Origin of the sequence: Methyloversatilis sp. RAC08, from assembly GCF_001713355.1 — a bacterium.
GTDB lineage: Bacteria > Pseudomonadota > Gammaproteobacteria > Burkholderiales > Rhodocyclaceae > Methyloversatilis.
The window spans coordinates 1,298,764-1,325,155 of sequence record NZ_CP016448.1 but is presented as its reverse complement, the minus strand read 5'-3'; the positions used below and the strand labels follow the sequence as shown (position 1 = coordinate 1,325,155).

The window sequence follows — 26,392 nt, the reverse complement described above, 5'->3', positions numbered from 1 at the left end:
CGATGAAAGTCCTGATCGACGCCCCGCACGTCGAGAGCATGATCGACGCCTTCCCCGATCTGGCGACGCTGCGCGAGCAGCTGCGCTTCGGCAACCGGGTCGAAGTGCCGGTGTCGCGGCTGTCGATCGATGCCATGCGCTTCCTCGGCAAGCTCTACAGCGAGGCGGGGCCGGCCATGCAGGCGCGCGCCGCGCACCTGGCGACGCTGCAGCGCGCGCTGGAAGGCGACGGTCGCCGCTTTGCTGCCGGCGACCTCGAATCGCTGGTGCCGGCGCTGGCGCGCCACCTGGCGACCGACGCCATTCGCGGCTGGCTGTTCACCGCCAACCTGATGACGCGGCCGCTGCCCTGGGTGGTCAGCCGGCTCGATTACACGCCGGCCGGCAACGACGAAACCGGCAAGGTGTTCATCGAGCTGAAGGCCAACGTGAAGGCCACGCTGGCAACCGCCGTCATCCGCATCTACGGTGCCGACGTGGTCGACCGCACGGTCGGCGAAATACTGGCCGCCAAGGGCTTCCTCAAGGAGACGCCGGAACTGATCGCCGCCTACGACGACACCATCGGCCGCTACTTCGACTGGCGCGGCCGCTACGGCGAACAGTTCTCGGGCACCGGCACCGGCTTCCACGCCGAAGATCCGGCTGCCAGCCACCGCGACACCGACTGGACGCGCAAGGACATCGTCGTGCTGTCGGCCAGTGGCGGTGCAGCGCGCCTGGTCAACGACGAAGGCATCCTGCCGGCGCGCACGCTCCTGCTCGACGCGCCGGGCGACATCCTCGGCCCCTATCTGCGCAAGGCGGCAAAGAGCAACCGCTACGACGCCGAAGAAGAGGTCGGCGCGTCGCGCGATGCGATGCCCGAGGGCCTGTTTTCGCAGCTGCCGGTGCACCCCTACATCCTGATGTTCCACCTCGACCTGCACCACTACCTGTGGGTGCACGTCGACGACATCACGCCGTACGCCTATCAGCCGGCGCTGAAGCAGAAGCTGGTGCTGCCGCCGGAACAGACCGACCTGATCGACATCCTGACCGCCGAGATGGACGTGCTGATGGACGACATCATCGCCGGCAAATCGGGCGGCACCACCGTGCTGTGCGCCGGCCCGGCCGGCGTCGGCAAGACGCTGACTGCCGAGGTGTATTCGGAAATCATCCGCCGCCCGCTGTACCGCGTGCACTCGGGCCAGCTCGGGCTGAACGTCGCGGCGATGGAAACCGCGCTGAAGGACGTGCTCACCCGCGCCCAGCGCTGGGGCGCGGTGATGCTGATCGACGAGGCCGACGTCTACATCAAGCGGCGCGACGACAACATCACGATGAACGCCGTGGTCGGCGTGTTCCTGCGCGTGCTCGAGTACTTCAACGGCCTGCTCTTTCTGACCACCAACCGCGTCGACGACATCGACGAGGCCATCGTGTCGCGCTGCATCGCGCTGATCAAGTACGTGCCGCCCGATCATGCGGCGCGCGCCCGCATCTGGCAGGTGATGGCGGCGCAGTTCGCGCTCGACATCGACGACGCGCTGATCGAACAACTGACCGTGCTGTTCCCCGCCGCCACCGGCCGCGACATCAAGGGCCTGTCGAAGCTGGCGGCCAAGTACTGCCAGCACAAGGCCTGTTCGCCCACGCTCGACGTGTTCAAGCGCTGCGCGATCTTCCGCGGCATGGACCAGGCGCAGGAAACCGAAACCGCTTACTGACCCACCTCATCTGAATGGAAACCACCATGGCACGCATCGGACTTTTCTTCGGCACCAACAGCGGCAGCACGCGCAAGATCGCCAAGCAGATCAAGAAACGCTTCGACGACGACACGATGGCCGAGCCGGTCAACATCAACAAGGCGACGCCGGCCGATCTGGCCGCCTACGATTTCCTGATCCTCGGCACGCCCACGCTGGGCGACGGCCTGCTGCCCGGGCTGGAAGCCGAGTGCGACGACGAGAGCTGGGCCGAGGCGCTCGACAAGCTCAAGGGCACCAGCTTCGCCGGCAAGACGGTAGCGCTGTACGGCCTCGGCGATCAGGACACCTATGCGCACGAATTCGTCGACGGCCTGATCCTGCTGTACGACTTCTTCAAGGGTGCCGGCGCAAGGATCGTCGGTGCATGGCCGACCGACGGCTACAAGTTCGACGTGTCGCAATCGATCATCGACGGCAAGTTCGTCGGTCTGGCCATCGACCAGGACATCCAGCCCGACCTCACCGCCGAGCGCCTCGACGCCTGGCTGAAGCTGATCGCTCCGGACTTCGGCCTGCCGCTCTGATCGAGGCCGCGTGTTGGGTAACGCTGCGTTCCCCCCAACCTACGCGCTGAGTGGGACGTTCGGTGATTGGGACGATGTAGTGTTGGGCATCGCCGTTGGCTGACCCCAACCTACGGGTCGGTCGGGCGGGGACGCGGGGGTGACGGTTCGGTGTCGGGCATCGCCTTCGGCTCACCCCAACCAACGTGATGCTCCGTAGGTTGGGGTGAGCGCAGCGATGCCCAACAGCCACAGCCGAAAAATACGCCATGCGTTTATCATCGACGCATGCGCTACCGTCGTTCGTCCGCGCCCGGCGCGACCTTCTTCTTTACGCTCGTGTTGGCCGACCGGTCGTCCGGTCTGCTGCTTCGCCACATCGGGGCGCTGCGCTCGGCCGTTCGGGTCACGGCGCTGCACCACCCCTTCCACATCGATGCTGCTGTCGTTCTGCCTGACCATCTGCACATGTTGTGGACGCTCCCGGCCGGCGATGCCGACTACGCGACACGCTGGATGCTGGTCAAGGCGGCCTTCTCGCGCGCGCTGCCACGCGACGAAACGATCGATGCAAGCCGCGCCCGCAAGGGCGAACGCGGAGTGTGGCAGCGGCGCTACTGGGAACACCTCGTTCGCGACGACGACGATTACGCGCGCCACGTCGACTACATCCACTTCAATCCGGTGAAACACGGTCTGGTCGCCCGCGTCGTCGACTGGCCGCATTCGTCATTCCACCGCTACGTCGAGCAGGGCGTTCTGCCGGCTGACTGGGCCGGAGGCAGCACGATGATCGAAGGCGGGTTCGGGGAATGAGGCGGGTGTCCGCCGGATCAGGTTCCGGTGTTGGGCATCGCTGCGCTCACCCCAACCTACGGGTGGGTCGGGTGGGACGCGGGGTGACGGTGCGGTGTTGGGCATCGGCTTCGGCGCACGCCAGGCCGCATGAGGTTCCGGTGTTGGGCATCGCTGCGCTCGCCCCAACCTACGGGTGGGTCGGGTGGGACGCGGGGTGACGGTTCGGTGTTGGGCATCGGCTTCGGCGCACGCCAGGCCGCATGAGGTTTCGGTGTTGGGCATCGCTGCGCTCACCCCAACCTACGGGTGGGTCGGGTGGGTCGGGTGGGACGTGGGGTGACGGTTCGGTGTTGGCAATCGCCTTCGATTCGCCCCAAGCCGCGTGAGGTTCCGTAGGTTGGGGTGAGCCGAAGGCGATGCCCAACAGCAGCCGCAGCTTCGTCGTGATGCAGAACGGGCTGCCCGGTTTCCCGGGCAGCCCGTCGGGACTGCTCTGAGCGGACCAGGGTTGCCCCCGGTGCCGGTGCTCAGCGGATGATGTCGTACGAGTAGTCGGTCTTGCCCGGAACGATGGTGTTCACATCGATGGACTCGAAGAACTCGTCCAGCAGCATGACCAGCACGCGCAGGCCGCCCTCGTAACCCCAGATCGGGTAACGGTGGTAGTGGTGGCGATCGAAGATCGGGAACACCATGCGGATCAGCGGAGTGCCGGTGTCGCGTTCCAGGTACTTGCCGTAGGTGTTGCCGATCAGGAAATCCACTGGCTCCGTGTAGAGCAGCGAACGCATATGCCACAGGTCGCGCTTCGGGTACACCTTGCAGCCGGCGCCGTAGGGCGACGCGTCGAGCACGTCCTGAACCTTCTTCGCCCATTCCTTTTCACCGTTGGTGGCCAGGATGTGGACCGGCTCCGCACCCAGTTCGAGCAGGAATTCGGTCATGCCGAGCATCATGTCCGGATCACCGTACATGGCGTAGCGCTTGCCGTGCAGGTGAGCCTGGCTGTCGGCCATTGCGTCCACCAGCTGTCCGCGCTCCAGCTCGAGCTCGGCCGGGATCGGCTTGCCGGTGATGCGCGACAGTTCCATCAGGAACTTGTCGGTGCCGGCGACGCCGATCGGGCTGTGCAGCACGACGACTTCCTGGCCATGCTCGGCGATGAACTTGCTGGTCTTCTCGCAGCAGTAGCCCTGGAAGATGATGGTTGCCTTGGCGTTCAGCGCGCGCTCGACCGTGGCTTTGGTCGTGCCGCCTTCGTACATCCTGAATTCGCCGTCGGTCGGTGTGTTCCACACTTCCGACGGATCGCACAGGATGTTGTAGTCGATGCCGAACAGACCGAGGATGCGCTTCATTTCCTTCATGTTGCCGACGACGAAACCATCGAAGCCGAAGATGAAGTTGATCGACTCGTCCGGCACACGCTCGAGCTTCGGTGCGGTGTCTGCCTTGCCGTCCCAGAAGTGGCGCAGGATGCCCAGCAGCGCGTTGTCGTAGCCGGTGATGTGGCTGCCGACGAAGGCCGGGGTGTGGGCGAACGGCACGTCGAAGTCGGCCGGCACGCTACCCTTTTCCTTCGACGTCTTGATGAAGGCGTTCAGGTCGTCACCGATGACTTCCGCCATGCAGGTGGTCGACACGGCGATCATTTCCGGCTTGTACAGGTTGAGCGTGTTGGCCAGACCGTCGATCATGTTGTTCAGGCCGCCGAACACGGCCGCGTCTTCCGTCATCGAGGACGACACGCACGAGGTCGGTTCCTTGAAGTGGCGCGAGAAGTGCGAGCGGTAGTAGGCCACGCAGCCCTGCGAGCCGTGAACGAAGGACAGCGTCTTGGCGAAGCCGTTGGCGACATACACCGCGCCCAGCGGCTGGCAGGCCTTGGCCGGATTGACGGTGAGTGCCTCACGGGCGAAGTTCTTCTGCTTGTAATCCTCGGTCTTCGTCCATTCGACGATTTCCTGGATCTTGCTGTCGGCATGGTTGAACTCGAACTCGGACTTCTTTTCGGCGAGCATCTTCTGGTACTCGGGCTCGCGGAACAGCAGTTCGTGATCGAGAATCTTTTCGGCTGATTGAGGCATGGTTGATTGCTCCTTGATGTAGGGTGGGCCGGCAGCATCAAGCCACCCGGCCCGTCGACACGCGGGTCGTTCGTGGTGGGTTTCGGTGCCCTCAACCCACCCTACGTTTCACTGCAGATGCTTACTTCTTCCAGGGCGTCTTCGACAGGCCCCAGATAGGCGAGCTGATCGCCATGTCCATGTCGCGGGCGAAGATCGCGAAACCGTCGTAGCCGTGATACGGGCCCGAGTAGTCCCAGCTGTGCATCTGGCGGAAGGGCACGCCCATCTTCTGGAACACGTACTTTTCCTTGATGCCCGAGCCGACCAGGTCAGGCTTCACCTTCTCGACGAACTTCTCGAATTCGTGACCGGTCACGTCGTCGTAGATCAGCGTGCCGTCTTTCACGTAGTGCGTGGTGCGCTGGTAGTCGTCGTTGTGGCCGAATTCATAGCCGGTACCGACCACTTCCATGCCCAGATCCTCGTAGGCGCCAATGACGTGACGCGGGCGCAGACCGCCGACGAACAGCATCACCTTCTTGCCTTCGAGGCGCGGGCGGTACTTGTCGATGACGGCCTGCATCAGCGGCTTGTACTTGGCGATCACCTTCTCGGCGTTGGCCTTGATCGTGTCGTCGAAGTGCGCAGCGATCTCGCGCAGCGACTCTTCGATCTTGGTCGGGCCGAAGAAGTTGTACTCGACCCAGGGCACCCCGTACTTCTCTTCCATGTGCCGGCTGATGTAATTCATCGAGCGGTAGCAGTGGAGTACGTTGAGCTTGGCCTTCGGCGTGTTTTCCAGCTCGGCGATGGTGCCGTCGCCCGACCACTGGGCGATCACTCGCAGACCCATCTCTTCGAGCAGGATGCGGCTCGACCAGGCGTCGCCGCCGATGTTGTAGTCGCCGATGATGGCAACGTCGTAAGGCGTCGACACGAAGTCGGGGCGCTTGTCTTCGGTCTTGTCGAACACCCAGTCACGGATCGCGTCATTGGCGATGTGGTGGCCGAGCGACTGGCTCACGCCGCGGAAGCCTTCGCAGCGCACCGGCACGATCGTGTGCCCGTCGTACTGCTTCGATTTCTTCTTCGACACCGCTTCGATGTCGTCGCCGATCAGGCCGATCGGGCATTCCGACTGCACGGTGATGCCCTTGTTCAGCGGGAACAGGTTCTGGATCTCGTCCATGATGACTTCCAGCTTCTTGTCGCCGCCGAATACGATGTCCTTCTCCTGGAAGTCGGAGGTGAATTGCATCGTCACGAAGGTGTCCACACCGGTCACACCGATGTAGTAGTTGCGTCGCGCAGCCCACGAATACTGGCCGCAACCGACCGGGCCGTGCGAAATGTGGATCATGTCCTTGATCGGACCCCACACCACGCCCTTGGAACCGGCATAGGCACAGCCGCGGATGGTCATCACGCCGGGCAGCGACTTGATGTTCGACTTGACGCCACAGTCAGGCTTGCCTTCCTCGTGCACATTGAGGTGCTTGGCCCGCTTCTTGGCGGTCTTTTCCGGGTAGGCCTTCAGCACCTCTTCGATGAGAGCTGCGTTCTGGGCCTTCTTTTCGTCAATCGTCATGCTCATTTGAGTACTCCTGTACGTATCGAGAGCGGAGGGAGGAGAACCGTGGGTCGCCGGCGGAGGCCGGGAGCCTGCGGCCCTTTCGACCCGCGGCTCCCGACCCTCGACTCTCGGTTTCTCAGGCGACTTCGGTTGCCTTCTTGCCGACCTGCGACTCGTCGATCTGCTTCATGATGCCGTGCTCCATCAGCAGGTCTTCGAGCTGGTCCATCGTGATCGGCGTCGGGATCGTGCCGTTGCCGGCGTTGGCGTGGATCTTCTCGGCCAGTGTGCGGTACTCGCCCGCCTGCTTCGAATCCGGTGCGTACTCGAGCACCGTCATGCGACGCAGTTCGGCGTGCTGCACGATGTTGTCGCGCGGCACGAAGTGGATCAGACGCGACCCGAGCATCTTGGCCAGCGACTCGGCAAGCTCCAGCTCCTTGTCGGTCTGGCGCTCGTTGCACACCAGGCCACCCAGGCGTACGCCGCCCGAATTGGCGTACTTCAGAATGCCCTTCGAAATGTTGTTGGCCGCGTACATGGCCATCATTTCGCCCGACATCACGATGTAGATTTCCTGCGCCTTGTTTTCGCGGATGGGCATCGCGAAGCCGCCGCACACCACGTCGCCCAGCACGTCGTAGCTGACGTAGTCGACGCCGTCATAGGCACCGTTTTCCTCGAGGAAGTTGATCGAGGTGATGACACCGCGGCCGGCGCAGCCGACGCCGGGTTCCGGGCCGCCGGACTCGACGCAGCGGATGTCCTTGTAGCCGATCTTCATGACGTCCTCGAGCTCGAGGTCTTCCACCGAACCGGCTTCAGCGGCCAGCGACAGGATGGTGTCCTGTGCCTTGGCGTGCAGGATCAGGCGGGTCGAGTCGGCCTTGGGGTCGCAGCCGACGATGAGGATCTTCTGGCCCAGATCCGACAGCGCGGCCAGTGTGTTTTGCGAAGTGGTCGATTTGCCGATGCCACCCTTGCCATAGAAGGCGATTTGCCGAAGTTTTGCCATTTCGATGTCACTCCTGAGTCGATGAACAGTTGGATGCCGCCGACCGTGTGGTCTTTGGCGCTTACCGTGCCACCGGATGCAGCCCCTCGTGCCTTTATTGGTCTTCGTGGTTGCCACTGCGGCGAGTCATGGTCGGTGCGAGGTCACTTCAGCAACTGCCGTGCCACTCGCGTTCAACATCCCCCAAAGCCTTCCCACACGCCGTTTCGTGGCGTCGTGCCGTGGTCTGTACGGTGGACGGACGGATGTGACAAACACGACATTCGGCGCAGGGCTGTGTGGAATGGCCGGGTCGGTGCAAGGTCTGTCGTGAATGCTGCAAACGGCATGCAGGCGGGCATTCGGCGCTTCAGGCAGCGAGCGGGTACGGGGCTTGCTGTATGCCTGCACCCACCTGCGTAGCCGATGCCATGAACACCCGCCCGCCTGCAGCCAAGCCTGTCGCCCCCTCGGTCAGCTCAACCGCTGCCGGCGGCAATCCCCACTTCGACCGCATCGGTGGCGAAGCCGCCATCGAACGTCTGGTGGAGCGCTTCTATCACCACATGAGCACGCAGCCGGCGGCCGCCGGCATCCGTGCAATGCATCCGGACGACCTTCGATCGGTGCGCCAGATACTGGTGAACTACCTGGTCGAGTGGACCGGCGGTCCGCAGCGCTATTCGACCGAACGCGGTCATCCGCGGCTGCGCCGCAAACACCTGGCATTTCCGATCGGCTCTGCCGAACGGGATGCCTGGATGGACTGCATGCGACAGGCGCTGCAGGAAGTCGTGAACGATGCCGCGTTGCGGCAGCAGCTCGAGCAGGCTTTTTTCAAGACCGCGGATTTCATCCGCAATGATCAGGGGAACCACCATGAGCATCACCATAGCTAGCTCCGCATTTGCCACGCTGGAAAACGAGAAGCGGATGCTCAATGCCGTCTTCAAGGGACCGACCCACAAGGCCGATCGGGTCGGCTTCCGCGGCGACATCGCGCTGAAGTTCGCGCAGCAGTTCGCCGACGAGGCGCGTCCGCCGGAAATCAGCATGGACCAGGTCATCGCCGCCGCGCACGAGGGCGAGCAGCAGATCCCCTTCCTGACCGGCTTCCTGCTGTCGTTCGAATACCTGAAGTTGCTGGCCGACGTGCTCGGCGAGGCGCTGTCGCCGACCGGCAAGTACTTCCTGTTCTGCGACAACATCGACCTGTCGAAGAAGTACCAGGTGCAGTACGGCGGCGCGACCTTCTACATCCTGCCGATCGACGAGGCGACGGTGTACAACGAGCTGCTCGAACTGCTCTATCTGGAAAAGACCGAACTGAAGAAGTTCGACACTGCCGGCAAGGTCGATGCCGTGGCCGACGCCGCACTCAAGTTCACCGGCAAGTTCCCGGAAATCACGTTCGAAGAAGGCCTGAAGCTGATGGGTCCGATCCGCAACCTGTACGAGAACCGCCCGGTCTGACGCGACTGCGCCCGGCGGCAGCGCCGGGCGCGTGCATTGCCATGAGTCACATCGTCTTCTTCGAAAAACCCGGCTGCGGCGGCAACGCGAAGCAGAAGCAGTGGCTGCTCGACGCCGGCCACACGCTGGACGTGCGCAGCCTGCTCGCCGAGCCGTGGACGGCCGACGCCCTGCTCGCATGGCTCGCTCCGCTGCCGGTTGCCGACTGGTTCAATCGCGCCGCCCCGCGCGTGAAGTCGGGCGAAGTCGTGCCGGAAGCGGTCGATCGCGACACGGCGCTCGCGCTGCTGCTGGCCGAACCGCTGCTGATCCGGCGGCCGCTGATGCAGGTCGGCGACGAACGCCGGGTGGGCTTCGATCCAGCCGTCGTGGACGCGTGGGTCGGGCTCGACAGTCAAGCGGCGCAGCGCTCTCGCGCGCAGTCGGAAGGCTGTGCTGCCGGCATGAGCGAAGGCGGGTGTGCGGCACCGTGACCGGGGGCGCATCAATCGTGCGCTCGAATTGTCCGTCCCCGCATGTTCGAGCTTGGGGTGTTGGGCATCGCTGCGCTCACCCCAACCTACGATATGCACCAGCCCCGGTAGGTTGGGGTGAGCGCAGCGATGCCCAACAATCCCCCCGAAAAAGCCGTACCGACTGCTCAGTCGGGCGTCATGTCCGGCTGCAGCACCGCCTCGTCCGGCAGACCATTGTCGTTGTGCTGCACATCGATGCCGCCCAGCGGCGAGTATCCCTCGTCGCTCTCGAGCAGCACGGTCGCCTCGGATGGCAGCGTGCGCAGTTTCTCCATCAGTTGTCCGACATTCATCGCGGGCGACTCCCTTCACTTGACGACAGTGGCGACGACGTGACATGAATGCCACGACCACGCTGCAACGCTACTTCCTGACCTATCGCGGCGTGAAGCTGCCGCTGCAGTTCGCCGAAGAACTGGCAGCCGACGCGCTGAGCAACCGCAACACCTATTTCGTCGCCTCCTACGATGACGCCGGGCGCATGCTGCGTTGCGAGAAGCGCGTGTACGGCGAAGTCGAAATGAGCCATCTGTATACCTATGACGACGCCGGCCGGCTGGTGAGTGCCTGCATCACCATCGGCGACGACGAGCCGCAGTGGATGCATTTCTGACGCTGCACTTGTTGGGCATCGCTGCGCTCACCCCAACCTACGAGGGGTGAGGCGCGGTGCGTGCGTTTCGCCGCGCTTGTCGGGTGTCGCTGCGCGCACCGCAACGTACGGTGTGGTGGGCGGTTTGGCCGTGTGCTCGTGGCTTGTTGGGCATCGCTGCGCTCACCCCAACCTGCGAGCCTGGCGCATATCGTAGGTTGGGGTGAGCGCAGCGATGCCCAACACCCGGCCGGCGACCGAAGTGCCGTCAATCGGGGCATGCGGTGAAGGCGAACAGCGCGGGCTGTTCCTGGCGATAGACGCGCAGCCACATCAGCGTGGCGGGCACGAGCGAACCGACCGCGAACCACAGGGCGTCGTCGGTCCCCGGGCCGCCGGCAAGCGCGCGGGCGGTGAGATCCCAGCCGTCCCGGTCCAGTTCGGGCAGCCGCGTACGCGCGTCGGCGGGCAGGCACTGCAGGCAGTCGACAATGATGCGCAACTGGCGGCAGATCTCTGCCCGGGTCAGCCTCGAGCGCAGGAATTCGTCACGCTCGAGACCCTCGCCGAGAATGAGCACGCCACCGCAGGCCTCTTCGAGAATCGCCAGCGATGCAGCACTGAACAGGGCATCGGGCAAGGTTCAGGCGCCGATGCGGTTCTCGAAGTTCAGCGCTTCGACCTTGCCGACGGCGCCGCACTTCACGCAGCGCCAGCCGGCCGAAAAGGCCTGGCCGGTACAGGCGTCGTCGTAGGTTTGACGGCAGCCGACCTGACCGCATTCGCAGCGAAATGTCTGGCCATTGCACTTGCCGTTCAGGCCGGTGCGGTTGCCGAGGCACAGGCCGCGTTCGGTCTTGATGAGGTCATAGCTCATGATGTTCTTCCTGTAATCGGTTCTTGAGAGGTTCAGACGAAGCTGAGGATTTCCACGGTCACGTTCTCTTCGCCCATCTGGGCCTGACAGGCCAGGCGCGACTTGGAACTGACGCCGACGATTTCGTCGAGCTTCGCGTTCTCGGCGCGCTGGATCTTCGACAGGCTCTTGCGTCCTTCATTGATGGCGACGTGGCATTCGCCGCATTTCGCTTCGCCTTCGCACTTGCTGACCAGCTTTTCGCCGGCGGCCAGAATGGCGGCCAGCAGCGTGGTGCCGGCGGCAACTTCGCTGGTACGCCCGGACGGCATGATGGTGAGGGTGGCCATGGGGTGTTTCTCCTTTTATGTGAGGGGTGAAGAATCAGGCGGCTTCGCTGAGCGGGGCCACGCGTGTCGCGAATTCGGCCAGCGACATGTCGATGCGGGTGATGTTCTGCTCCGCCAGGAACTTCGCTTCCATGCGCGTCGGCTCCTCGGATAGCAGCGCCCAGTGCGTGTCGCTCGAACGCTTCATGATCTGGCGTGCGAAGGTGCGTGTGAGCTGGTCGTTGAAGCGGCAGCCGATGAACAGGAAGTGGCGGCCGCTGCGCAATGCCTGGATCTCGGCCGGAATCGGCGTCTGGATGTCGATCTCCGTCAGTACCTCGACATAGTCGGAATCGGACACCAGGTAGTTGCCGGCCGGGCTGCTGCCACCGATCGGCTTGTACAGGATGGTCTGCCAGTCAGGCGTGCGGTCGGGCAGCGGATTGCCGTCGCTGTCGTACCAGCCGGTCCACGTGCCGAAGTGTTCCGATTGCGACAGACCCTGCACCTCGCCCCACTTGACGCCCGCCGCCTGCAGCGCCGCCGCCATCGCTTCGTCGTACCAGGTGTCGACGATCAGTGGCACGCCGAGCGAAGCCAGCCAGCTGTGCATGGCCGAGTAGTGCGGCGCCGCAGCGAATGCGGTATTCATCTGGTCGACCAGCGTCTTGCGGTGCTTGAAGTTCTCGATGAACTGCGCCGCCTGGGTAAGTCGGCCGCGGATCTTGTGCGGCACCGATACCTTCGCCGTGAGCAGCGCAACCAGTGCGTCGGGCGAACCGGGCACCGCGTAATCGGGTACCAGCGACAGTACGTGCTGGCCCAGGTAGGGCACGATGCGGCCGGCGCGCAGGCCCTGTTCGAGTTCGGCGGGCAGGTCGGTGAGAGTGCGGGTCATGATGGGTCCTTGAGCGATGCGTCGGGTTCAGTAGATGGCGGCGCCGGCGCCGACATTGGTCGCCGCGTCCTTCAGCGTCTTCACCACGAAGCGCACTTCGTCCTCTTCGATGAAGCCGTGGAAGGGCAGCGCCAGCGAGCGGTCGCCGATGCGGTCGGTGTTCTTGAGCTGGCCGCGTTTGTAGCCGTACTGCTGGTAGTGGAACTGGTGGTGCAGTGGCCGGCAGTAGGCGGCCACCTCGATCGCTTCGGTGTCGAGGTCCTCGACCAGTTGCGCGCGCGCGCTCAGCGTGAAGCGCTTGCCCAGGTGCACGACGTAGAGCATCCAGTGGACCTCGTCGACGTCCTGCGCCAGATAGGGCGGCTTGATGCCTTCGAAGGTCTGCATCTGCTGGTGGTACCAGACCTCGACCTGCTTGCGCCGGGCATGGATTTCGTCGATGCGTTCGGCCTGCGCGATGCCGATGGCCGCCGCGATGTCGCTCATGTTGGCTGCCAGCGGCACGCGGCTGCCGACCGACACCGAATTGCGGTCGGCCAGCGCATGCGAACGCAGGTAGCGCAGTTCGCTGGCCAGGCGGGCGTCGTCGGTCAGCACCATGCCGCCTTCGCCGCAGTTCAGCGCCAGCGGCTGCGAAAAGTCGAAGACGGACATGTCGCCGAAAGTGCCGACCAGCTGGCCCATGTAGCGCGAGCCGATGGCTTCGGTCGAATCCTCGATGAGCGCGATGGCGTGCCGGTCGGCCAGTGCGCGCAGTTCGGCCCACGCCGCCGGATGACCATTGCAGTTGTTGGCCAGGATGGCGCGCGTGCGCGGCGTGATGGCGTCGGCAACGGCCTGCGGTGCGACCGCACCCGACCAGTAGTCGATGTCGGCCAGCACCGGTGTCGCACCGGCATGCACGATGGCGTTGGCCACGTGGTGCCAGCTGTAGGCGCTGGCGATCACCTCGTCGCCGGGGCCGATGCCGAGCGCGCGCAGTGCCAGCCAGGCACCCATCATGCCGCTCGACACGGCCACCGCGTACTTGCGCGCATGCAGGTCGGCAAACACCGATTCGAACGCCTCGACCATCGGACCGCCGGACAGCCGGCCCGAGCCCATGACCTGCGCTACCAGCTGCGCTTCGCGCGCGCCGAGGTCGGCAATCGAAAGTGGAATCCAGTCGCTGTCCATGGGCGTCTCCGGCGTCAGGGGTTCTGCGTCAGCACGATGCCGTCGGCGACCAGCGGATCGCTGGTCACCGACCAGCAGTGGCCGTCGGTGTGCATCAGGAAGAGGTCGCGATCGCCGATACGCAGCGCCGGCGTTTCGCCGCGCATGTCGAAGGCATCGACGGTCGACGCGCGCAGGCCGGGAATGACCCGGCGCACGCCGTCGACCGCCTCGCGCAGGCTGGCGGCGGCGAGCGTGATGCGGGCAACCTCGGTCAGTTGTTCGGCGTCGAGTCCCATGTCAGTCGCGCCCCCCGGTGAGCCTCGCCTCGACGGTGATCGGCAGTCGCGTGTCGGCCGCCATCTCCGGCAGGTCCAGCGTCCAGCCGTTGGCCAGCGTGATCTGGCCGCCCCACATGTCGGGCCGTTCCATCTGCACGATCGGCTCTTCGAGGTCCTTCTTCGGCACGTAGAGCGACAGTTCTCCCTTGCTGCTCTTGCGGATCATCACTTTCATTGCCGGCTCCGTTCAGGATGGTTCATCGATGTTCAGTGGGTGGTCGCTGCAGCGGCAGCCAACGGCTGTTGCGGTGCGAGCGAGGACAGCGTCTGGACGACGCGGGCGATCTGTTCCGCGTCGTTGCCACGGCCGAGCGACAGCCGCACGGCGCCGAGCGCATCGGCGGCTGGTACGCCCATCGCGCGCAGTACGTGCGAAGCTTCGGTGCCGCCGGACGAACAGGCCGCGCCGGATGAGGCGAAGATGCCCTGTCGTTCCAGACAGTCGAGTACGCGGTCGGCCGACAGGCCGGTGATGGCCAGCATCAGCGTGTTCGGCAGTCGCGGGGCCGCTGCGCCGAACACGGTCAGACCGGGCAGCGTTTCGCGCAGGGCGGCTTCGAGCGTGTCGCGCAGCGCGCCCAGGCGCAGCCCGTCCGGCTGCATCGTTGCGCGGGCTGCCCGTGCCGCCACCGCGAAGCCGGCAATGCCCGGCATGTTTTCGGTGCCGCCGCGCCGGCCGCGTTCCTGCTGGCCGGACAACAGCGGCGGCCAGTTCAGACCCTTGCGCACGATCAGCGCGCCGCAACCTTTCGGGCCGCCGAACTTGTGTGCCGACATCGACATCAGGTCGGCACCCCAGCCGGCGAAGTCGAGCGGCAGCTTGCCGGCCATCTGCGTGGCGTCGACATGGAAGGGCACGCCGGCGGCGCGCGCCTGCGCGGCGATGTCGGCCACCGGCTGCAGCACGCCGGTTTCATTGTTGGCGGCCATCACCGACAGCAGGGCGGCGGGCTCGGCCAGCGCTGTCGCCAGCGCGCCCGGCTGCAGGCGACCCTCGCCATCCACCGGCAGCAGTTCGACTGCGATGCCGACTTCACGAAGCCGCATTGCGGCCTTCATGAAGCCGCTGTGTTCGGTTGCCGACAGCAGCACGCGCGGCGCTGCGCCGGAACGGGCCAGTGCACCGCTGAGCGCGTGGTGATTGGCTTCGGTGGCGCCGCTGGTGAACACCACCTCGACCGGCTGCGCACCGGCCAGTGCCGCCACTTCGGCGCGTGCCTGCGCCAGTGCGCTGCGTGCCTGCTGACCGAAGCCGTGCTTCGACGAAGGGTTGCCCCAGCCGCTGCGCAGGCATTCGGTCACCGCTTCGATCACTTCCGGCAACGGCGGCGTGGTGGCGTTGTGGTCGAGATAGATCATGGCCAGAACACCCGCTGCGGGTCTTCGCACAGCACGTCGAGCAGGGTGTCCAGTCGAGCGCCCTTCGAATGTCTGACCCAGCGCGCACCTGCATGGTCGCGCCGGCTCAGGATCCAGCCACCTGCCGTGCGCTGCAGCAGCGCGATGTCGATGACGCCGCCCTCCGGATCGATGTTGCGCGAACAGCACGGACTGCTGACCACCCAGCCTTCACCCGATGCCTGAACCTCGGGCCGCACGTAGCGGTAGCGCTCGCGCCGCTCCAGTGCGCGCAGCATGCGTCGGCGCAGCAGTTCACTTTCCGCGACCACGGCGGGCGGTGCGTGCTGCGGCTGCCGGGAGGGTGGGCGTGTGCGCGGGTTCATGGGGCAGGCGCGCGGCGGTCAGGCCGGCGCGATTTCCTCTTCCAGCACGCCGACCACGCAGGGTCGCGGCTTGTCGTCCGGACCCCGCGGGCCGTCGGCGAATTCGACCATGTAGACCGGCAAGTTGGCTTCTTCGTGATGCCCGATCTGCACGATTTCGCCGGCCGCGCCTTCGGCCACCAGCAGGGCATCCAGCGGCACTTCCGGGTGCGAGCCATCGTTGAACAGATCGGTCAGCGCCGTGACGCGCTGACCCCATTCGAATTTCGGTTCGCGCAGTTCAAACACGTTCGTCTCCCGCCTTGATGGCCGCCAGCTGCGTGATGCGATCGCCGAGCATTTCGACCACGTGCGGCGGCAGGTTGTCGAGCGATACCAGCTCCCGACCGCGCATGCCGACGCGATGGCCAGTGCCCAGGAACTCGACTGCATAGATGTAGTACTGCTGCAGGAAGGTGCCGATCGACGTGACGAAGCCGACGTCGCCCTTCTTCGCGAGCACTTCGCCGATGTCCTTGCCGCAGTACGTGCCGTCGTTGCGGATCGTGAAGCGGCTGACCACCTTTTCGCCGTACTGGAATACCGGGTCGGCGGTCAGTTCGACCGTGTCGCTGTCGCGGCTGATGTCACTCATGCTGTTCTCCCGTCTGCTGATCCAGTGTTCTCAGGCGCGCGAGCGCTTCGTCGCGCACCTCCGCTTCCTCGTCGCCGTGCGCCATCAGGCGCGCAAGTTCGCGCCCGGCGCGCTGCGCCACTTCCCAGCGCACTTCCCACGCCGGGTCGTGTGCCATGCGGTACAGCTGCGCCACCGGCAGCCGCGCCACCACCTCGCGGCGGACGGCGATTTCGCGGTCGTCGCACATGCGCAGCAGTGCCGGCATTCCGACCCGCTTCACGGCTTCGAGGCGCACCTCCCACTCGCGGTCGTCGAGCATGCGCGGCACCAGTGCTTCGGGCAGCCGGCGCGCCACCAGCTTGCGCACGTAGTAGTCGTCGTCGTTGGCCATCGCCAGCAGTTCGCGCCCTTCCAGGCGCATCGCCACGCGGATGCGCACTTCGCGGTGCGGGTCGCTGCGCAGACGCACCGCCTGCGCCAGCGGCAGGCGCACGGCCACCGACAGGCGCACGGTCTCGTCCTCGTCGTCGATCAGCGGCTGCAGGCGGAATACATCGGCCTGCCGGCAGGCGATGGCGCGTACTTCGAAATACGGGTGTGTCAGGTAGTCGTTGCTGACCTGCGGATTCCAGCGGAAGAAGCGGTCGATGCGCTTGGCGTAGCGGTCCTGCACGCAGGCGTGGCCGCGTTCGCATCGGATGAGTTCGCTGCGCGTACCGCAGACCGTGCAGTCGAGCGGCACGCCGTGCCAGTCGACCGGCGGAATGTCGTCCTCGACGCCGACCGGATCCGTGGGTCCGGTGATCATCACGCCACCACCCGGCTTGCCGCGGCCACGTCGGGGCAATCTTCGTAGCCGATGTCGTCGCGTCCCATGCGGGCGAGCACGTCGTCCAGCACGCGGTGACCGACCCGGTTTGCCGGATCCAGGTCGGCCAGTCTGGCGAGCGCGGCGCGGCCGGTGTCGAGATCGCCCAGGCGCAGGCTCAGATAGGCAAAGCCCTTCAGCGAAAACAGATAGAAGCGCGGCAGCGGTTCAAGGGCGCCGAAGCGTGCATCCGCGCTCACCTGACGCCAGTCGGACGGCAGCCCGAGCGCGCTCGACGCCATGGCGAGTGCGCGCAGCGAAACGGCACGCGCCTCGTCCAGCCGGTTGCCGTAGAAATGGAAGCGGTAGAGCGCGATCAGTGTGGCCGGGTGCTGCGGTGCCAGTGCGTGCGCCTGGTCGAGCAGCGCGAGCGCTTCGGTGACCTGGCCCCGGATGAGGCCGGCGTGACCGATCAGGCGCTCGGCTTCGGCCGGCAGGCCGCCGCCGAGCACCGCCAGATCGAAGTCGGCGATGTCATCCGCGCAGAGTTCCGGCTGCATCGCATCGTCCTCAGCTGCGCCGGATCGCGTCGATGCCGACCGACACGACGCCGGGCATGGCATGGCTGTCGCCATGACCGCTGGCGTGGCTGTGCGTCGCCTGCGTGCCGGTCGAACTGCTGCTGCACGCGCACGGCGCCTGGTTCGGGTTGATGAAGGTGAGGCCGCTCTTGGTCGGTGTGTCCGAGAAATCTATCGTCACGCCGTCGAGCAGCAGGCGCGATTCGGCCGGCAGGAACAGGCGTACGCCGGAGGTCTCGACCAGCGCATCGCCCGCCTGCAGCTGGGCCTCGACGGTGAACTCGGAGTTGAAGCCGGAGCAGCCGCCCGCGCTGACCTGCAGGCGGAAGCCGGCGCCTTCCGGCTCGCCGGAGAAGCGCACCATGCGCGACATGAACTTTGCTGCTGCGGGTGTCAGGGTTACGTTTGTCATTTGTCTTTCCTCACGCTGCCAGGGGGAGAATGCAATGGTCGACCGGACACACCGCCACACATTGCGGTGTGTCGTAGTCGCCTTCGCATTCGGTGCATTTATCGGGGTCGATGATGAAGATGTTCTTTTTTTCGCTGATGGCTTCGTTCGGACATTCCGGCTCGCAGGCCGAACAGCCGGTACAGAGGTCGGCGATGATCTTGAGCGACATGGTGATCTCCCTTCGTAAGTGACCGCGGCACACCGCCGCGGTCGCGTGGGTCATCGGGTCATGCGGCGGCCGTGAAGGCGCCCTGGCGGATCGATGCGTCGCCGCGCGCGACATGCACCGTCTCGCCGCGGGCGACACGCCCGGTGTAGTCGGCAAACCACGACAACGCGGCCTTCTCGATGAACTCATCGACGTAGTTGTCGACCGGTTCGATGCCGGCGGTCTTCAGTTCGTCGCGCGGGCAGGCACCGATCTTCGACACCAGCACGGCGTGGCAGTCGTTGATCGCCGTGACGATGGACGGCAGCTTCTCGTCTTCGCCGTAACCGCCCTGGCAGAACAGGTCCACCCGGCGGTGACCGACGAACAGCGCCTCGCCGGCCGACACCTCGAAGATCTGGAATTCGTCGGCGTGGCCGAAGTGCTGGTTCACCCGGCCACCGCCTGTCGTGGCGACCGCGACCAGCACCTTGATGCCCTCGGCGGCGCCGGCGTCCTGCGTCGCGGCCAGCGCCTCGACCTTGGCGGCGTGCTGCGCCTGGCGTTCGGCTTCGACCCGGTCCTGGTAGGAACGGCGACGATCCAGGTCGTACACCACTTCCATCTCTTCGATCTTGTCGAGCGTGAATTCCTCGCTGCGGTCTTCGCCCAGCAGGCCGACTGCGTCGGCGCGACACTGCCGGCAGTGGCGCATCAGGTTGGCACCGCCCATGCACGCATCCTGCACCGCCTTGAGTTCCTGCGCCGTCGGGCCGCGCTGGCCGGTCAGGCCGAACACCGTGCCGTGCTCGGCTTCCGAGATCAGCGGCATGATGTTGTGCAGGAAGGCGCCGCGCTTCTTCACTTCGCGGTTCACCTCGATCAGGTGCTCGTCGTTGATGCCGGGGATCAGCACCGAATTGATCTTGGTCAGCACGCCGCGCGCAGTCAGCATTTCCAGCCCCAGCATCTGCTGCTGGTGCAGGATGGTCGCCGCTTCGACGCCGATGATGCGGCGGTGGTCCCAGAAGATCCACGGATAGATCTTGGCGCCCACTTCGGGATCGACCATGTTGATCGTGATGGTCACGTGGTCGATGTTGTACTTGCAGATTTCATCGACCAGACCGGGCAGCGCGAGGCCGTTGGTGGACAGGCACAGCTTGATGTCCGGCGCCTGTTCCTGAAGCATGCGGAAGGTTTCGAAGGTCTTCTTCGGGCTGGCCAGCGAGTCGCCCGGGCCGGCGATGCCGAGCACCGTCATCTGCGGGATTTCGCTGGCGACTGCGACCACCTTCTTCACCGCCTGTTCCGGCGTCAGCTTCTGCGACACGACGCCCGGACGCGACTCGTTCGAACAGTCGTACTTGCGGTTGCAGTAGTTGCACTGAATGTTGCAGGCGGGCGCCACGGCGACGTGCATGCGGGCGTAGTGGTGGTGCGCCTCTTCCGAGTAACAGGGGTGGTTCTTGACCTTGTTCCAGACGTCGGCCGGCATGTCGTCCGGACCATCGGAGGTACCGCAACTGGCTTTGCCTTCGCCGCCGGAGGTACCGCATCCGGCGTGCGCGGGCGCCTCGACCGGCTCGGCCAGCGCATTGCGGTTGGATTTCAGGGCATCCAGACTGACGTAACTCGCTGCTGCACTTTGCATGACGAACTCCTTGTTCTGCTGATACGCCAATGGGCAATCAGGGCGATCCGGGCGAATGGGGCTGGCAGGTTTCTTTTAGCCATTTCCGTGCCACCGATGGTTTTCCTTTCTATTCAATTGCTTGGCCTGCCTTGCCCGGCGTGGCCGGAACCTTACGCTTGCGACAAACACCACACTTGCGCGGTGCGGGACCGACATGCCCGTCAATGAAGCGCCCCGGGGTGGTCGGCCTTGTCGATCAGCAGTGCATTGACCGACTGCGCAAAAGCGCGCCAGGCAAGCGCAAGATCACGCCGGATGTCATGCCGGTAACGGGCCGACGGCCGCGCCTCGTCCGGGAAGTTCGAAAGCGCACAGGAGGTGCCGTTGTGCTGCAGCGCCTCGCCCAGCAGGTCGTCACTGAGGCCGGAGAAGGGCGCCAGCACGGCGGGTGTCAGCGCGGAGCGGCCCTGTTCGACGGCCACGCCACGGGTGTCGAAGGACAGGGTGGCAAGTTCGGCCAGTGCGTCGGAATACAGCTGGTCGATCACGTCGAGCAGCACGTTGCGCGTCAGGTCGGCGCTCTGCTGCGCCGCCAGCGCGCGTGCGATGCGCTGGCGGTACAGAGTGGCGCACAGCCTGCGCTGGTCGGCCAGCCAGCCGGTGAAGTGGCGCACGCTGCCTTCGTTGGTGGGTGACCGCAGCGCATGGGCTGTGGCTGCGCGCGCCAGCAGACGGTTGGCGATGCGCGTCGCGGCGTCGAGCGCGCCTTCCAGATAGCCCGCGCCGCGCGTCGCGGTTTCGCTGCCGCCGAGCAGCAGTCGACCGTCCCAGCGGTCGGCGGCCAACGCTTCGCAAGCGTCCTCCGGGTGCTGACTGGGGGCTGCCGCGTCGCGCGCGCTGCAGGTCAGCGGCTCGCTCGCCCAGTCGCGCAGGTGCAGTTCGCCCTCGTCGGCGGGCGGACCGAACAGCTGCGCCAGCTGGCTGCGCACCAGCAGTTCCAGCGAAGCTGCGTAAGTCTGGCGTTGCGCCGGCGACAACGCGACGAAGCCGCCCAATGCTGCGGCGTCGCCGCGCTCGTCGCAGGCGTCGAAAATTTCTGCCAGCACGGCCTGCGGATGCGACACGAAGGCATTGCCCGACAGACCGGCATCGCGCCAGAAGGCCTGCCGGTAGCGCATCGCGGCCTTGGCCTGGGCCGACATCCAGGTTGGTGTGTCCTGCAGCGCCTGCATGAGTGGCGCGTCGAGCGCCGGCTCGAAGGCGATGTGCTCGGCCACCAGACGCGGCGGCATCGCCAGCACCACGTGTCGCGCAGCGATGACGAATTCCTCCTGCGGACTGCGGCAGTGCGCCTCGACGAAGTCGCCGCGGTCGACCAGTCGCAGCAGCCTGCAGCCGGTGCGCAGGCGGTCGGGCGCCAGCCGCTGCACCAGCGCTTCGACGATGGCGCCCATGCCGCCGATGACGCGGTGCGCACCGTTGTGCACGCCATTCTGGGCCAGCGCTTCCGGACTCGAATCCGTGCTGGCCAGATGCAGGATGAGGCCGCTGTCGTGCTGCGCATGTCCGTCAAGCCCGAGTTCGGCGAGCAGCTTCACCATGCGCGGTTGCGTCTGCGGCCAGTACCAGCCGGGCCCGAGGTCGAGCGCTGCCTTGCCGGCCGCGCCCGGCACGGTTTCGATGCGCCCGCCGGCGCGCGGTCGCGCATCGATCAGCAGAAAGTCGCGTCCGGCCGATTGCAGCCGGCCGGCGATGCTCAGGCCGCACAGTCCGGCGCCGACGATCAGGGTATCCAGCATGGTGCGGTCCTCACGGTGGCAATCACATGAGGGGCGTCGAGCAAGCATCGTTCCACGGCGCCCCGGCGCGCCGGACGGCAGCGCTGTGGTGGTGAAGGGCGGACGCGACGTCGGCTTTGTCGTGTTTGGCACATCGCCGGCGTGCAGTCGTGCGCCGACCGGCTGCTGCGCGGGCGTGCGCGATTCTTGCTAGGTCAGGCTGATGACAACAGGCCCGACATGAACGCACCCCCGAATCCGCCGCCCGGTCTTGCGCTCGAAGCGCTCGCCTTCGACAACCGCTACGCGCGGCTGCCTGCCGCCTTCCATTCGCGGCTGTCGCCGTCGTCCTTGCCGGCGCCGCACGTGGTGGCCGCGAGCGACGATGCGGCGGCGCTGATCGGCCTCGACGCGCGCGAACTGGCGCGCCCGGCCTTCGTCGACGTCTTCGCCGGCAACACGCTGCTGCGCGGCAGCGACCCGTTGGCGGCGGTCTATGGCGGCCACCAGTTCGGCAGCTGGTCGGGGCGTCTGGGCGACGGCCGCGCCCACCTGCTCGGCGGCGTGCGTACGCCGTCCGGCACACTGGAGCTGCAGCTCAAGGGGGCGGGGCCGACGCCGTACGCGCGCTTCGCCGACGGTCGAGCGGTGCTGCGTTCGTCGATCCGCGAATTCCTCTGTTCCGAGGCGATGGCCGCGCTCGGCATACCGACCACGCGCGCGCTGTGCGTCATCGGCTCGTCGTTGCCGGTGCAGCGTGAAACGATGGAAACGGCTGCGGTGGTGACGCGCATCGCGCCCAGCTTCGTGCGCTTCGGCAGTTTCGAATACTTCGCCGACAAGGACGATGTCGCCAGCCTGCGTACGCTGGCCGATCACGTGATCGACGGCTTCCTGCCGCATTTGCACGATGCGCCGAAACCGTTCGAAGCGCTGCTGGCCGACGTCGCCCGCCGCACCGGCGAAACGATCGCGCACTGGCAGGCGATCGGCTTCATGCACGGCGTGATGAATACCGACAACATGTCCATCCTCGGCCTGACGCTGGACTACGGCCCGTTCGGCTTCATGGAAACGTTCGACGCCGGACACATCTGCAATCACTCCGACACGTACGGGCGCTACGCCTTTCGCGCGCAGCCGCGCATCGGCCTGTGGAATCTGTACGCGCTGGCCGACGCCCTGGGGCCGCTGATCGGCCATCCCGACATCACGCGTGCGCTGGTCGACGACCACTTCACGCCCACCTTCGACGCGCACTTCGCGCAACGGATGCGGGCCCGCCTCGGCCTTGCGACGCCGCTGCCCGGCGATGCCGACTTCATCGGCGCCACGCTCGGTCTGCTGCAGCTTGAGCGCATCGACTACACGCTGTTCTTCCGCGCGCTGTCCAGTCTGCCCGGAGCGGTTCTGCGCGAGTCGCGCGCCTTAATTGACGCGCCGCTGCGCGACCTGTTCGCCGACCGCGAGGCGTGCGACGCCTGGCTGCTCGGCTGGCGTGCGCGACTCGCCCGCGAAGGCAGTCGCGATGCGGTGCGCCAGCCGGCGATGCGCGCGGTCAATCCGCGCTATGTGCTGCGCAACTGGATGGCCGAGTCGGCGATCCGCCGCGCGCGCGACGGTGATTTCGGCGAAGTGCGCGGGCTGCTCGACTGTCTGCGCAGGCCCTTCGACGACCAGCCGGACCGTGCGCATTACGCCGCGCCGCCGCCGGACTGGGCGGGCGCCATGTCGGTCAGCTGTTCGAGCTGACGACGCAACTGTTCTTTCAACCGGGAGCTGTCATGGACCTCATCTACAAAACCCGCGTCTTCAGCCAGGGCGGCCGCAACGGCCGCGTGCAGAGCGAAGACGGCACATTGAAACTCGACCTCGCCGCGCCGCCGGAAATGGGTGGCAAGAAACCCGGCAGCAATCCGGAGCAGCTTTTCGCGGCCGCCTGGGCCGCCTGTTTCGAGAACTCCGTGCGGCACATCGTGCGCGCCGACCGGCTGCCGGTGAAGGGCTGCATGGTCGAGGCCGAGCTGTCGCTGTTCAAGAACTTCGAGGAGGCCTACCGCATGGCGATCCGCTTCACCACGGTGCTGCACGGCATCGACCAGCCGACCGCCGACTCGCTGGTCGAGCGCGCGCTGAAGGTGTGTCCGTATACCGATGCGACAAAGAACAACGTCACCGTCAGTGCGGTCGCGGTGCTCGAAGCACCGGCGACGGCTTGGAACCGGGAGACATGCGATGACCAGTGAAAACGGCTATTTCATCGACTGGAACGGCAAGGCGCGCAGCGTGCAGGACCCGGGTGGCGATTTCGTCATCGAGGTCGACCTGCCGTCGAAGTATGTCGCGCTGTACACCACCAAGGGCACGCTGATGCACGAAGCGACCTTCTACCGGACGCTCGACGACATCGCGAAGAAGGGATTGAAGGTGGAACTGGTGCCCGGTTCGCATCCGTGGGGCATGCAGAAGGAGTGGTAGGCCGGCAGCCGGAAAAAGGGCGCGGCGAAACTTCTCGCCGCGCACCGAAAGTGCCCGCTTCAACGCGCCCGGACATCCGGGCGTTTCACTCGCGCGCGAGGTTGCGCGTGTGCATCGGCAGTTCGATGGTCAGATCCGCGTTGCCCAGACGGACGCAGCAGGCCAGTCTGGATGCGGCTTCAAGGCCCCAGGCGTCATCGAGCTGGTCCTCTTCGTCATCGTCCGGCACATTGACCGACGACCCGCCCTGGCGCACGTAGATGTGGCAGGTCGCGCAGGCGGCCACCTTTTCGCACGCATGCTCGATCGCAATGTCGTGCGCCAGCAGCGCATCGCACACGGTCGTGCCGGCTGCGGCGTCGAAGCTGGTGCCGGTCGGGCACAGCTGCGGATGAGGCAGTACGGTGATCCGGCTCATGTCTGCAGCGCCGATATGCGTGTGCCGGACAGCGCGCGGCGGATGCCGGCGTCCATGCGCAGCCCGGCAAAGTGGGTGGTGGCGGTGTTCAGCGCCTCGCTGGCGCGCTTGAGCCGTTGCAGGTCGCCGCCGCTTTCCAGTTCTTCGGCCAGCGCGAACATCGCCGACTGCACGGCCACGAATTCGTCGTGCGTCAGCAGGGCGTGGCCGTCTTCGGCCAGCGCGGCTTCGGTCGCATCGACCAGACGGCGGGCATCCACCTGCGCCTCGCGCAGCATGCGCGCCGCCATGTCGACGTCGGCCTTGCCCCAGGCGTCGGTCAGCATGTCGGCGATCTGCGTGTCGCTCAGACCGTAGGACGGCTTGATTTCGATGTGCGCCTCGGTGCCGCTGGTCTGTTCGCGAGCCGACACCGACAGCATGCCGTCGGCGTCGATCTGGAAGGTGACGCGGATGCGCGGCGCCCCCGCAACCATCGCCGGAATGCCGCGCAGTTCGAAGCGCGCCAGCGAACGGCAGTCGCTCACCAGCTCGCGTTCGCCCTGCACGACGTGAATCGCCATCGCGGTCTGGCCGTCCTTGTAGGTGGTGAATTCCTGCGCGCGTGCGGCGGGCAGCGTGGTGTTGCGCGGGATGACCTTTTCGACCAGCCCGCCCATCGTTTCCAGCCCGAGCGACAGCGGACAGACATCGAGCAGCAGCCAGTCGCCGCCGCCGGGGTTGTTGCCGGCGAGCACATTGGCCTGCATGGCGGCGCCGAGTGCCACCACTTCGTCCGGATCGAGGTTGCTCAGCGGTTCGCGGCGGAACAGCTTCCCGACCGCGTCGCGCACCTGCGGCATGCGGGTCGAGCCGCCGACCAGCACCACGCCGTCGACCTCGTCGGCGGCGATGCCCGCGTCGCGCAGCGCGCGCCGTACCGGCGCCATGCTGCGCGCCACAAGATCGGCGGTCAGGCTTTCGAACTGTTCGCGCGTCAGTTCGAAACTGAAGCTGCGCCCATTGTCCAGCTGGCCGGCGATCGATGTCACCGGTGCACTCGACAGCGCCTCCTTGGCGCTCCGCGCCCGCGCCAGCATCATGCGCGTCTCGCCGGCGGAGGTCGCTGCGAGTGCCAGGTTCTGCCGCAGCCAGTCGGCGATGCGATGGTCGAAATCGTCGCCGCCGAGCGCGGCATCGCCGGCGGTGGACAGCACTTCGAACATGCCCTGCGATAGCTTCAGGATCGAAATGTCGAAGGTGCCGCCGCCCAGATCGTAGATGGCGAACACGCCCTGCGCCGCGTTATCCAGCCCGTAGGCGATGGCGGCAGCCGTGGGTTCGTTGAGCAGGCGCAGCACATTGAGGCCGGCCAGGCGCGCCGCATCCTTGGTGGCCTGACGCTGCGCGTCGTCGAAATAGGCCGGCACCGTGATGACGGCGCCCACCAGGTCGCCGCCCAGGCCCTCTTCGGCGCGCTGGCGCAGCGAACGCAGGATGTCGGCCGACACTTCGACCGGCGAGCGCACGCCGCTGCGAGTGGCCAGACTGAGCATGCCCGGCGTGTCCACCAGCGTGTAGGGGGTATGCACCGACGCGTCGAGATCGGCCAGCGTGCGGCCCATGAAGCGCTTCACCGACACGATGGTGTTGCCCGGATCGTCAACTTGCGCCGCCTGCGCGGCGTGGCCGACGACGATGTCGCTCTCGGCGTAGCGCACCACCGAGGGCAGCAGCCGGCGCCCTTCGGCGTCGGGCAGCACGCGCGACAGTCCGCTGGCCACCGTGGCGACCAGCGAGTTGGTGGTGCCCAGATCGATGCCCACGGCCAGCCGGTGCTGGTGCGGTGCGGCGCTGAGGCCCGGTTCGGCAATCTGCAGCAAGGCCATGATGGGCTGCTCCCGTTTCGGTGATGACGC

General features: G+C 66.1%; 33 protein-coding genes. 10 read left to right on the top strand and 23 right to left on the bottom strand.

Annotated features, from left to right (window positions below; translation table 11 throughout):
* The first annotated feature begins 2 nt into the window (after nt 1-2).
* The 3 genes from BSY238_RS06045 (at nt 3) to BSY238_RS06035 (ending at nt 3,076) form a co-directional block, all read left to right on the top strand.
* The gene (locus BSY238_RS06045; protein ID WP_069038344.1) at nt 3-1,712 is read left to right on the top strand and encodes an AAA family ATPase; all 1,710 of its coding nucleotides are present in this window, start codon (nt 3-5) and stop codon (nt 1,710-1,712) included.
* A 26-nt stretch (nt 1,713-1,738) separates the two neighbouring features.
* On the top strand, nt 1,739-2,281 hold the full coding sequence (locus BSY238_RS06040) for a flavodoxin (protein WP_069040492.1): 543 nt from the start codon (nt 1,739-1,741) through the stop codon (nt 2,279-2,281).
* Nucleotides 2,282-2,548: 267 nt separating this feature from the next.
* The gene (locus BSY238_RS06035; RefSeq protein WP_069038343.1) at nt 2,549-3,076 is read left to right on the top strand and encodes an REP-associated tyrosine transposase; all 528 of its coding nucleotides are present in this window, start codon (nt 2,549-2,551) and stop codon (nt 3,074-3,076) included.
* Between the two features lie 509 nt (nt 3,077-3,585).
* On the opposite strand, the gene nifK is transcribed toward BSY238_RS06035, so the two are convergent.
* The 3 genes from nifK to nifH all read right to left on the bottom strand — a co-directional run bounded on the left by nifK (nt 3,586) and on the right by nifH (nt 7,715).
* A complete protein-coding gene (gene nifK, locus BSY238_RS06030) occupies nt 3,586-5,145 on the bottom strand; it encodes a nitrogenase molybdenum-iron protein subunit beta (RefSeq protein ID WP_069038342.1) in 1,560 nt (519 codons plus the stop codon).
* A 121-nt stretch (nt 5,146-5,266) separates the two neighbouring features.
* Nucleotides 5,267-6,721: a nitrogenase molybdenum-iron protein alpha chain gene (gene nifD / locus BSY238_RS06025; protein ID WP_069038341.1), complete on the bottom strand. Its 1,455-nt coding sequence runs from the start codon at nt 6,719-6,721 to the stop codon at nt 5,267-5,269.
* Between the two features lie 115 nt (nt 6,722-6,836).
* Nucleotides 6,837-7,715 carry a nitrogenase iron protein gene (nifH, locus tag BSY238_RS06020; RefSeq protein ID WP_069038340.1) on the bottom strand — a complete coding sequence of 293 codons (879 nt, stop codon included), beginning with the start codon at nt 7,713-7,715 and terminating at the stop codon, nt 6,837-6,839.
* Between the two features lie 410 nt (nt 7,716-8,125).
* Between nifH and BSY238_RS06015 the strand changes: the two genes are divergently transcribed.
* The 3 genes from BSY238_RS06015 to BSY238_RS06005 are packed head-to-tail and all read left to right on the top strand — an operon-like array spanning nt 8,126 to nt 9,640.
* Nucleotides 8,126-8,593, top strand: a complete 468-nt coding sequence (locus tag BSY238_RS06015; RefSeq protein ID WP_083224129.1) for a group II truncated hemoglobin — start codon at nt 8,126-8,128, stop codon at nt 8,591-8,593.
* A complete protein-coding gene (locus BSY238_RS06010; RefSeq protein WP_069038339.1) occupies nt 8,574-9,167 on the top strand; it encodes a hypothetical protein in 594 nt (197 codons plus the stop codon). The genes BSY238_RS06015 and BSY238_RS06010 overlap by 20 nt, the downstream gene beginning before the upstream one ends.
* Before the next feature lie 41 nt (nt 9,168-9,208).
* Nucleotides 9,209-9,640 (top strand): ArsC/Spx/MgsR family protein, encoded by a 432-nt coding sequence (locus tag BSY238_RS06005; protein ID WP_069038338.1) that lies wholly within the window; start codon nt 9,209-9,211, stop codon nt 9,638-9,640.
* Between the two features lie 167 nt (nt 9,641-9,807).
* Here the strand turns inward: BSY238_RS06005 and BSY238_RS18510 are convergent, their stop codons facing one another.
* A complete protein-coding gene (locus BSY238_RS18510) occupies nt 9,808-9,975 on the bottom strand; it encodes a hypothetical protein (RefSeq protein ID WP_190295062.1) in 168 nt (55 codons plus the stop codon).
* Nucleotides 9,976-10,019: 44 nt separating this feature from the next.
* Between BSY238_RS18510 and BSY238_RS06000 the strand changes: the two genes are divergently transcribed.
* On the top strand, nt 10,020-10,295 hold the full coding sequence (locus BSY238_RS06000) for a DUF6156 family protein (RefSeq protein WP_069038337.1): 276 nt from the start codon (nt 10,020-10,022) through the stop codon (nt 10,293-10,295).
* A gap of 247 nt (nt 10,296-10,542) precedes the next feature.
* On the opposite strand, the gene BSY238_RS05995 is transcribed toward BSY238_RS06000, so the two are convergent.
* The 17 genes from BSY238_RS05995 to BSY238_RS05915 form a co-directional block, all read right to left on the bottom strand.
* Nucleotides 10,543-10,914 (bottom strand): hypothetical protein, encoded by a 372-nt coding sequence (locus BSY238_RS05995; protein WP_069038336.1) that lies wholly within the window; start codon nt 10,912-10,914, stop codon nt 10,543-10,545.
* Nucleotides 10,915-10,917: 3 nt separating this feature from the next.
* Nucleotides 10,918-11,151 carry a hypothetical protein gene (locus BSY238_RS05990; protein WP_069038335.1) on the bottom strand — a complete coding sequence of 78 codons (234 nt, stop codon included), beginning with the start codon at nt 11,149-11,151 and terminating at the stop codon, nt 10,918-10,920.
* Nucleotides 11,152-11,183: 32 nt separating this feature from the next.
* Nucleotides 11,184-11,480: a 2Fe-2S iron-sulfur cluster-binding protein gene (locus BSY238_RS05985; RefSeq protein ID WP_069038334.1), complete on the bottom strand. Its 297-nt coding sequence runs from the start codon at nt 11,478-11,480 to the stop codon at nt 11,184-11,186.
* Between the two features lie 34 nt (nt 11,481-11,514).
* Nucleotides 11,515-12,357, bottom strand: coding sequence for an SIR2 family NAD-dependent protein deacylase (locus BSY238_RS05980; protein ID WP_190295061.1), 843 nt, complete (start codon nt 12,355-12,357; stop codon nt 11,515-11,517).
* A 27-nt stretch (nt 12,358-12,384) separates the two neighbouring features.
* Nucleotides 12,385-13,533 (bottom strand): DegT/DnrJ/EryC1/StrS family aminotransferase, encoded by a 1,149-nt coding sequence (locus BSY238_RS05975; RefSeq protein ID WP_069038333.1) that lies wholly within the window; start codon nt 13,531-13,533, stop codon nt 12,385-12,387.
* A 14-nt stretch (nt 13,534-13,547) separates the two neighbouring features.
* Nucleotides 13,548-13,811 (bottom strand): hypothetical protein, encoded by a 264-nt coding sequence (locus tag BSY238_RS05970; protein WP_223300288.1) that lies wholly within the window; start codon nt 13,809-13,811, stop codon nt 13,548-13,550.
* A gap of 1 nt (nt 13,812) precedes the next feature.
* Complete coding sequence (nifT, locus tag BSY238_RS05965) at nt 13,813-14,028, bottom strand: putative nitrogen fixation protein NifT (protein WP_069038332.1); 216 nt, start codon at nt 14,026-14,028, stop codon at nt 13,813-13,815.
* A 32-nt stretch (nt 14,029-14,060) separates the two neighbouring features.
* Nucleotides 14,061-15,212: a cysteine desulfurase family protein gene (locus BSY238_RS05960; RefSeq protein ID WP_069038331.1), complete on the bottom strand. Its 1,152-nt coding sequence runs from the start codon at nt 15,210-15,212 to the stop codon at nt 14,061-14,063.
* Nucleotides 15,209-15,523, bottom strand: a complete 315-nt coding sequence (locus BSY238_RS05955) for a DUF3024 domain-containing protein (RefSeq protein WP_223300287.1) — start codon at nt 15,521-15,523, stop codon at nt 15,209-15,211. Before BSY238_RS05955 ends, BSY238_RS05960 begins: the two co-directional genes overlap by 4 nt.
* Before the next feature lie 72 nt (nt 15,524-15,595).
* Complete coding sequence (locus BSY238_RS05950) at nt 15,596-15,865, bottom strand: nitrogen fixation protein NifZ (RefSeq protein WP_069038329.1); 270 nt, start codon at nt 15,863-15,865, stop codon at nt 15,596-15,598.
* On the bottom strand, nt 15,858-16,211 hold the full coding sequence (locus BSY238_RS05945; RefSeq protein WP_069038328.1) for a nitrogen fixation protein NifZ: 354 nt from the start codon (nt 16,209-16,211) through the stop codon (nt 15,858-15,860). Before BSY238_RS05945 ends, BSY238_RS05950 begins: the two co-directional genes overlap by 8 nt.
* Nucleotides 16,204-17,001, bottom strand: coding sequence for a 4Fe4S-binding leucine-rich repeat protein (locus BSY238_RS05940; protein WP_069038327.1), 798 nt, complete (start codon nt 16,999-17,001; stop codon nt 16,204-16,206). Before BSY238_RS05940 ends, BSY238_RS05945 begins: the two co-directional genes overlap by 8 nt.
* A complete protein-coding gene (locus BSY238_RS05935) occupies nt 17,001-17,561 on the bottom strand; it encodes a tetratricopeptide repeat protein (protein ID WP_069038326.1) in 561 nt (186 codons plus the stop codon). Before BSY238_RS05935 ends, BSY238_RS05940 begins: the two co-directional genes overlap by 1 nt.
* A 10-nt stretch (nt 17,562-17,571) precedes the next feature.
* Nucleotides 17,572-17,994: a HesB/IscA family protein gene (locus tag BSY238_RS05930; RefSeq protein ID WP_069038325.1), complete on the bottom strand. Its 423-nt coding sequence runs from the start codon at nt 17,992-17,994 to the stop codon at nt 17,572-17,574.
* A 10-nt stretch (nt 17,995-18,004) separates the two neighbouring features.
* Entirely contained in the window at nt 18,005-18,259 is a 255-nt protein-coding gene (locus BSY238_RS05925) for a 4Fe-4S binding protein (protein WP_335625445.1), read from the bottom strand.
* A 4-nt stretch (nt 18,260-18,263) separates the two neighbouring features.
* The gene (gene nifB, locus BSY238_RS05920) at nt 18,264-19,838 is read right to left on the bottom strand and encodes a nitrogenase cofactor biosynthesis protein NifB (RefSeq protein WP_069040488.1); all 1,575 of its coding nucleotides are present in this window, start codon (nt 19,836-19,838) and stop codon (nt 18,264-18,266) included.
* Nucleotides 19,839-20,041: 203 nt separating this feature from the next.
* A complete protein-coding gene (locus tag BSY238_RS05915) occupies nt 20,042-21,619 on the bottom strand; it encodes a flavin monoamine oxidase family protein (RefSeq protein WP_069038323.1) in 1,578 nt (525 codons plus the stop codon).
* A gap of 219 nt (nt 21,620-21,838) precedes the next feature.
* Here BSY238_RS05915 and BSY238_RS05910 point away from each other — a divergent pair, with 219 nt between their 5' ends.
* From BSY238_RS05910 to BSY238_RS05900, 3 genes are read left to right on the top strand one after another with little or no spacing between them, the layout of a single operon-like run.
* Complete coding sequence (locus tag BSY238_RS05910) at nt 21,839-23,350, top strand: protein adenylyltransferase SelO (RefSeq protein ID WP_069038322.1); 1,512 nt, start codon at nt 21,839-21,841, stop codon at nt 23,348-23,350.
* Between the two features lie 32 nt (nt 23,351-23,382).
* A complete protein-coding gene (locus tag BSY238_RS05905; RefSeq protein ID WP_069038321.1) occupies nt 23,383-23,844 on the top strand; it encodes an Ohr family peroxiredoxin in 462 nt (153 codons plus the stop codon).
* Nucleotides 23,834-24,076 (top strand): hypothetical protein, encoded by a 243-nt coding sequence (locus BSY238_RS05900; RefSeq protein ID WP_069038320.1) that lies wholly within the window; start codon nt 23,834-23,836, stop codon nt 24,074-24,076. The genes BSY238_RS05905 and BSY238_RS05900 overlap by 11 nt, the downstream gene beginning before the upstream one ends.
* An 85-nt stretch (nt 24,077-24,161) precedes the next feature.
* Here the strand turns inward: BSY238_RS05900 and fdx are convergent, their stop codons facing one another.
* Together fdx and hscA are read right to left on the bottom strand one after the other, a co-directional pair.
* Nucleotides 24,162-24,494: an ISC system 2Fe-2S type ferredoxin gene (fdx, locus tag BSY238_RS05895; RefSeq protein WP_069038319.1), complete on the bottom strand. Its 333-nt coding sequence runs from the start codon at nt 24,492-24,494 to the stop codon at nt 24,162-24,164.
* Nucleotides 24,491-26,362 (bottom strand): Fe-S protein assembly chaperone HscA, encoded by a 1,872-nt coding sequence (hscA, locus tag BSY238_RS05890; RefSeq protein ID WP_069038318.1) that lies wholly within the window; start codon nt 26,360-26,362, stop codon nt 24,491-24,493. Before hscA ends, fdx begins: the two co-directional genes overlap by 4 nt.
* Between the last annotated feature and the right edge of the window lie 30 nt (nt 26,363-26,392).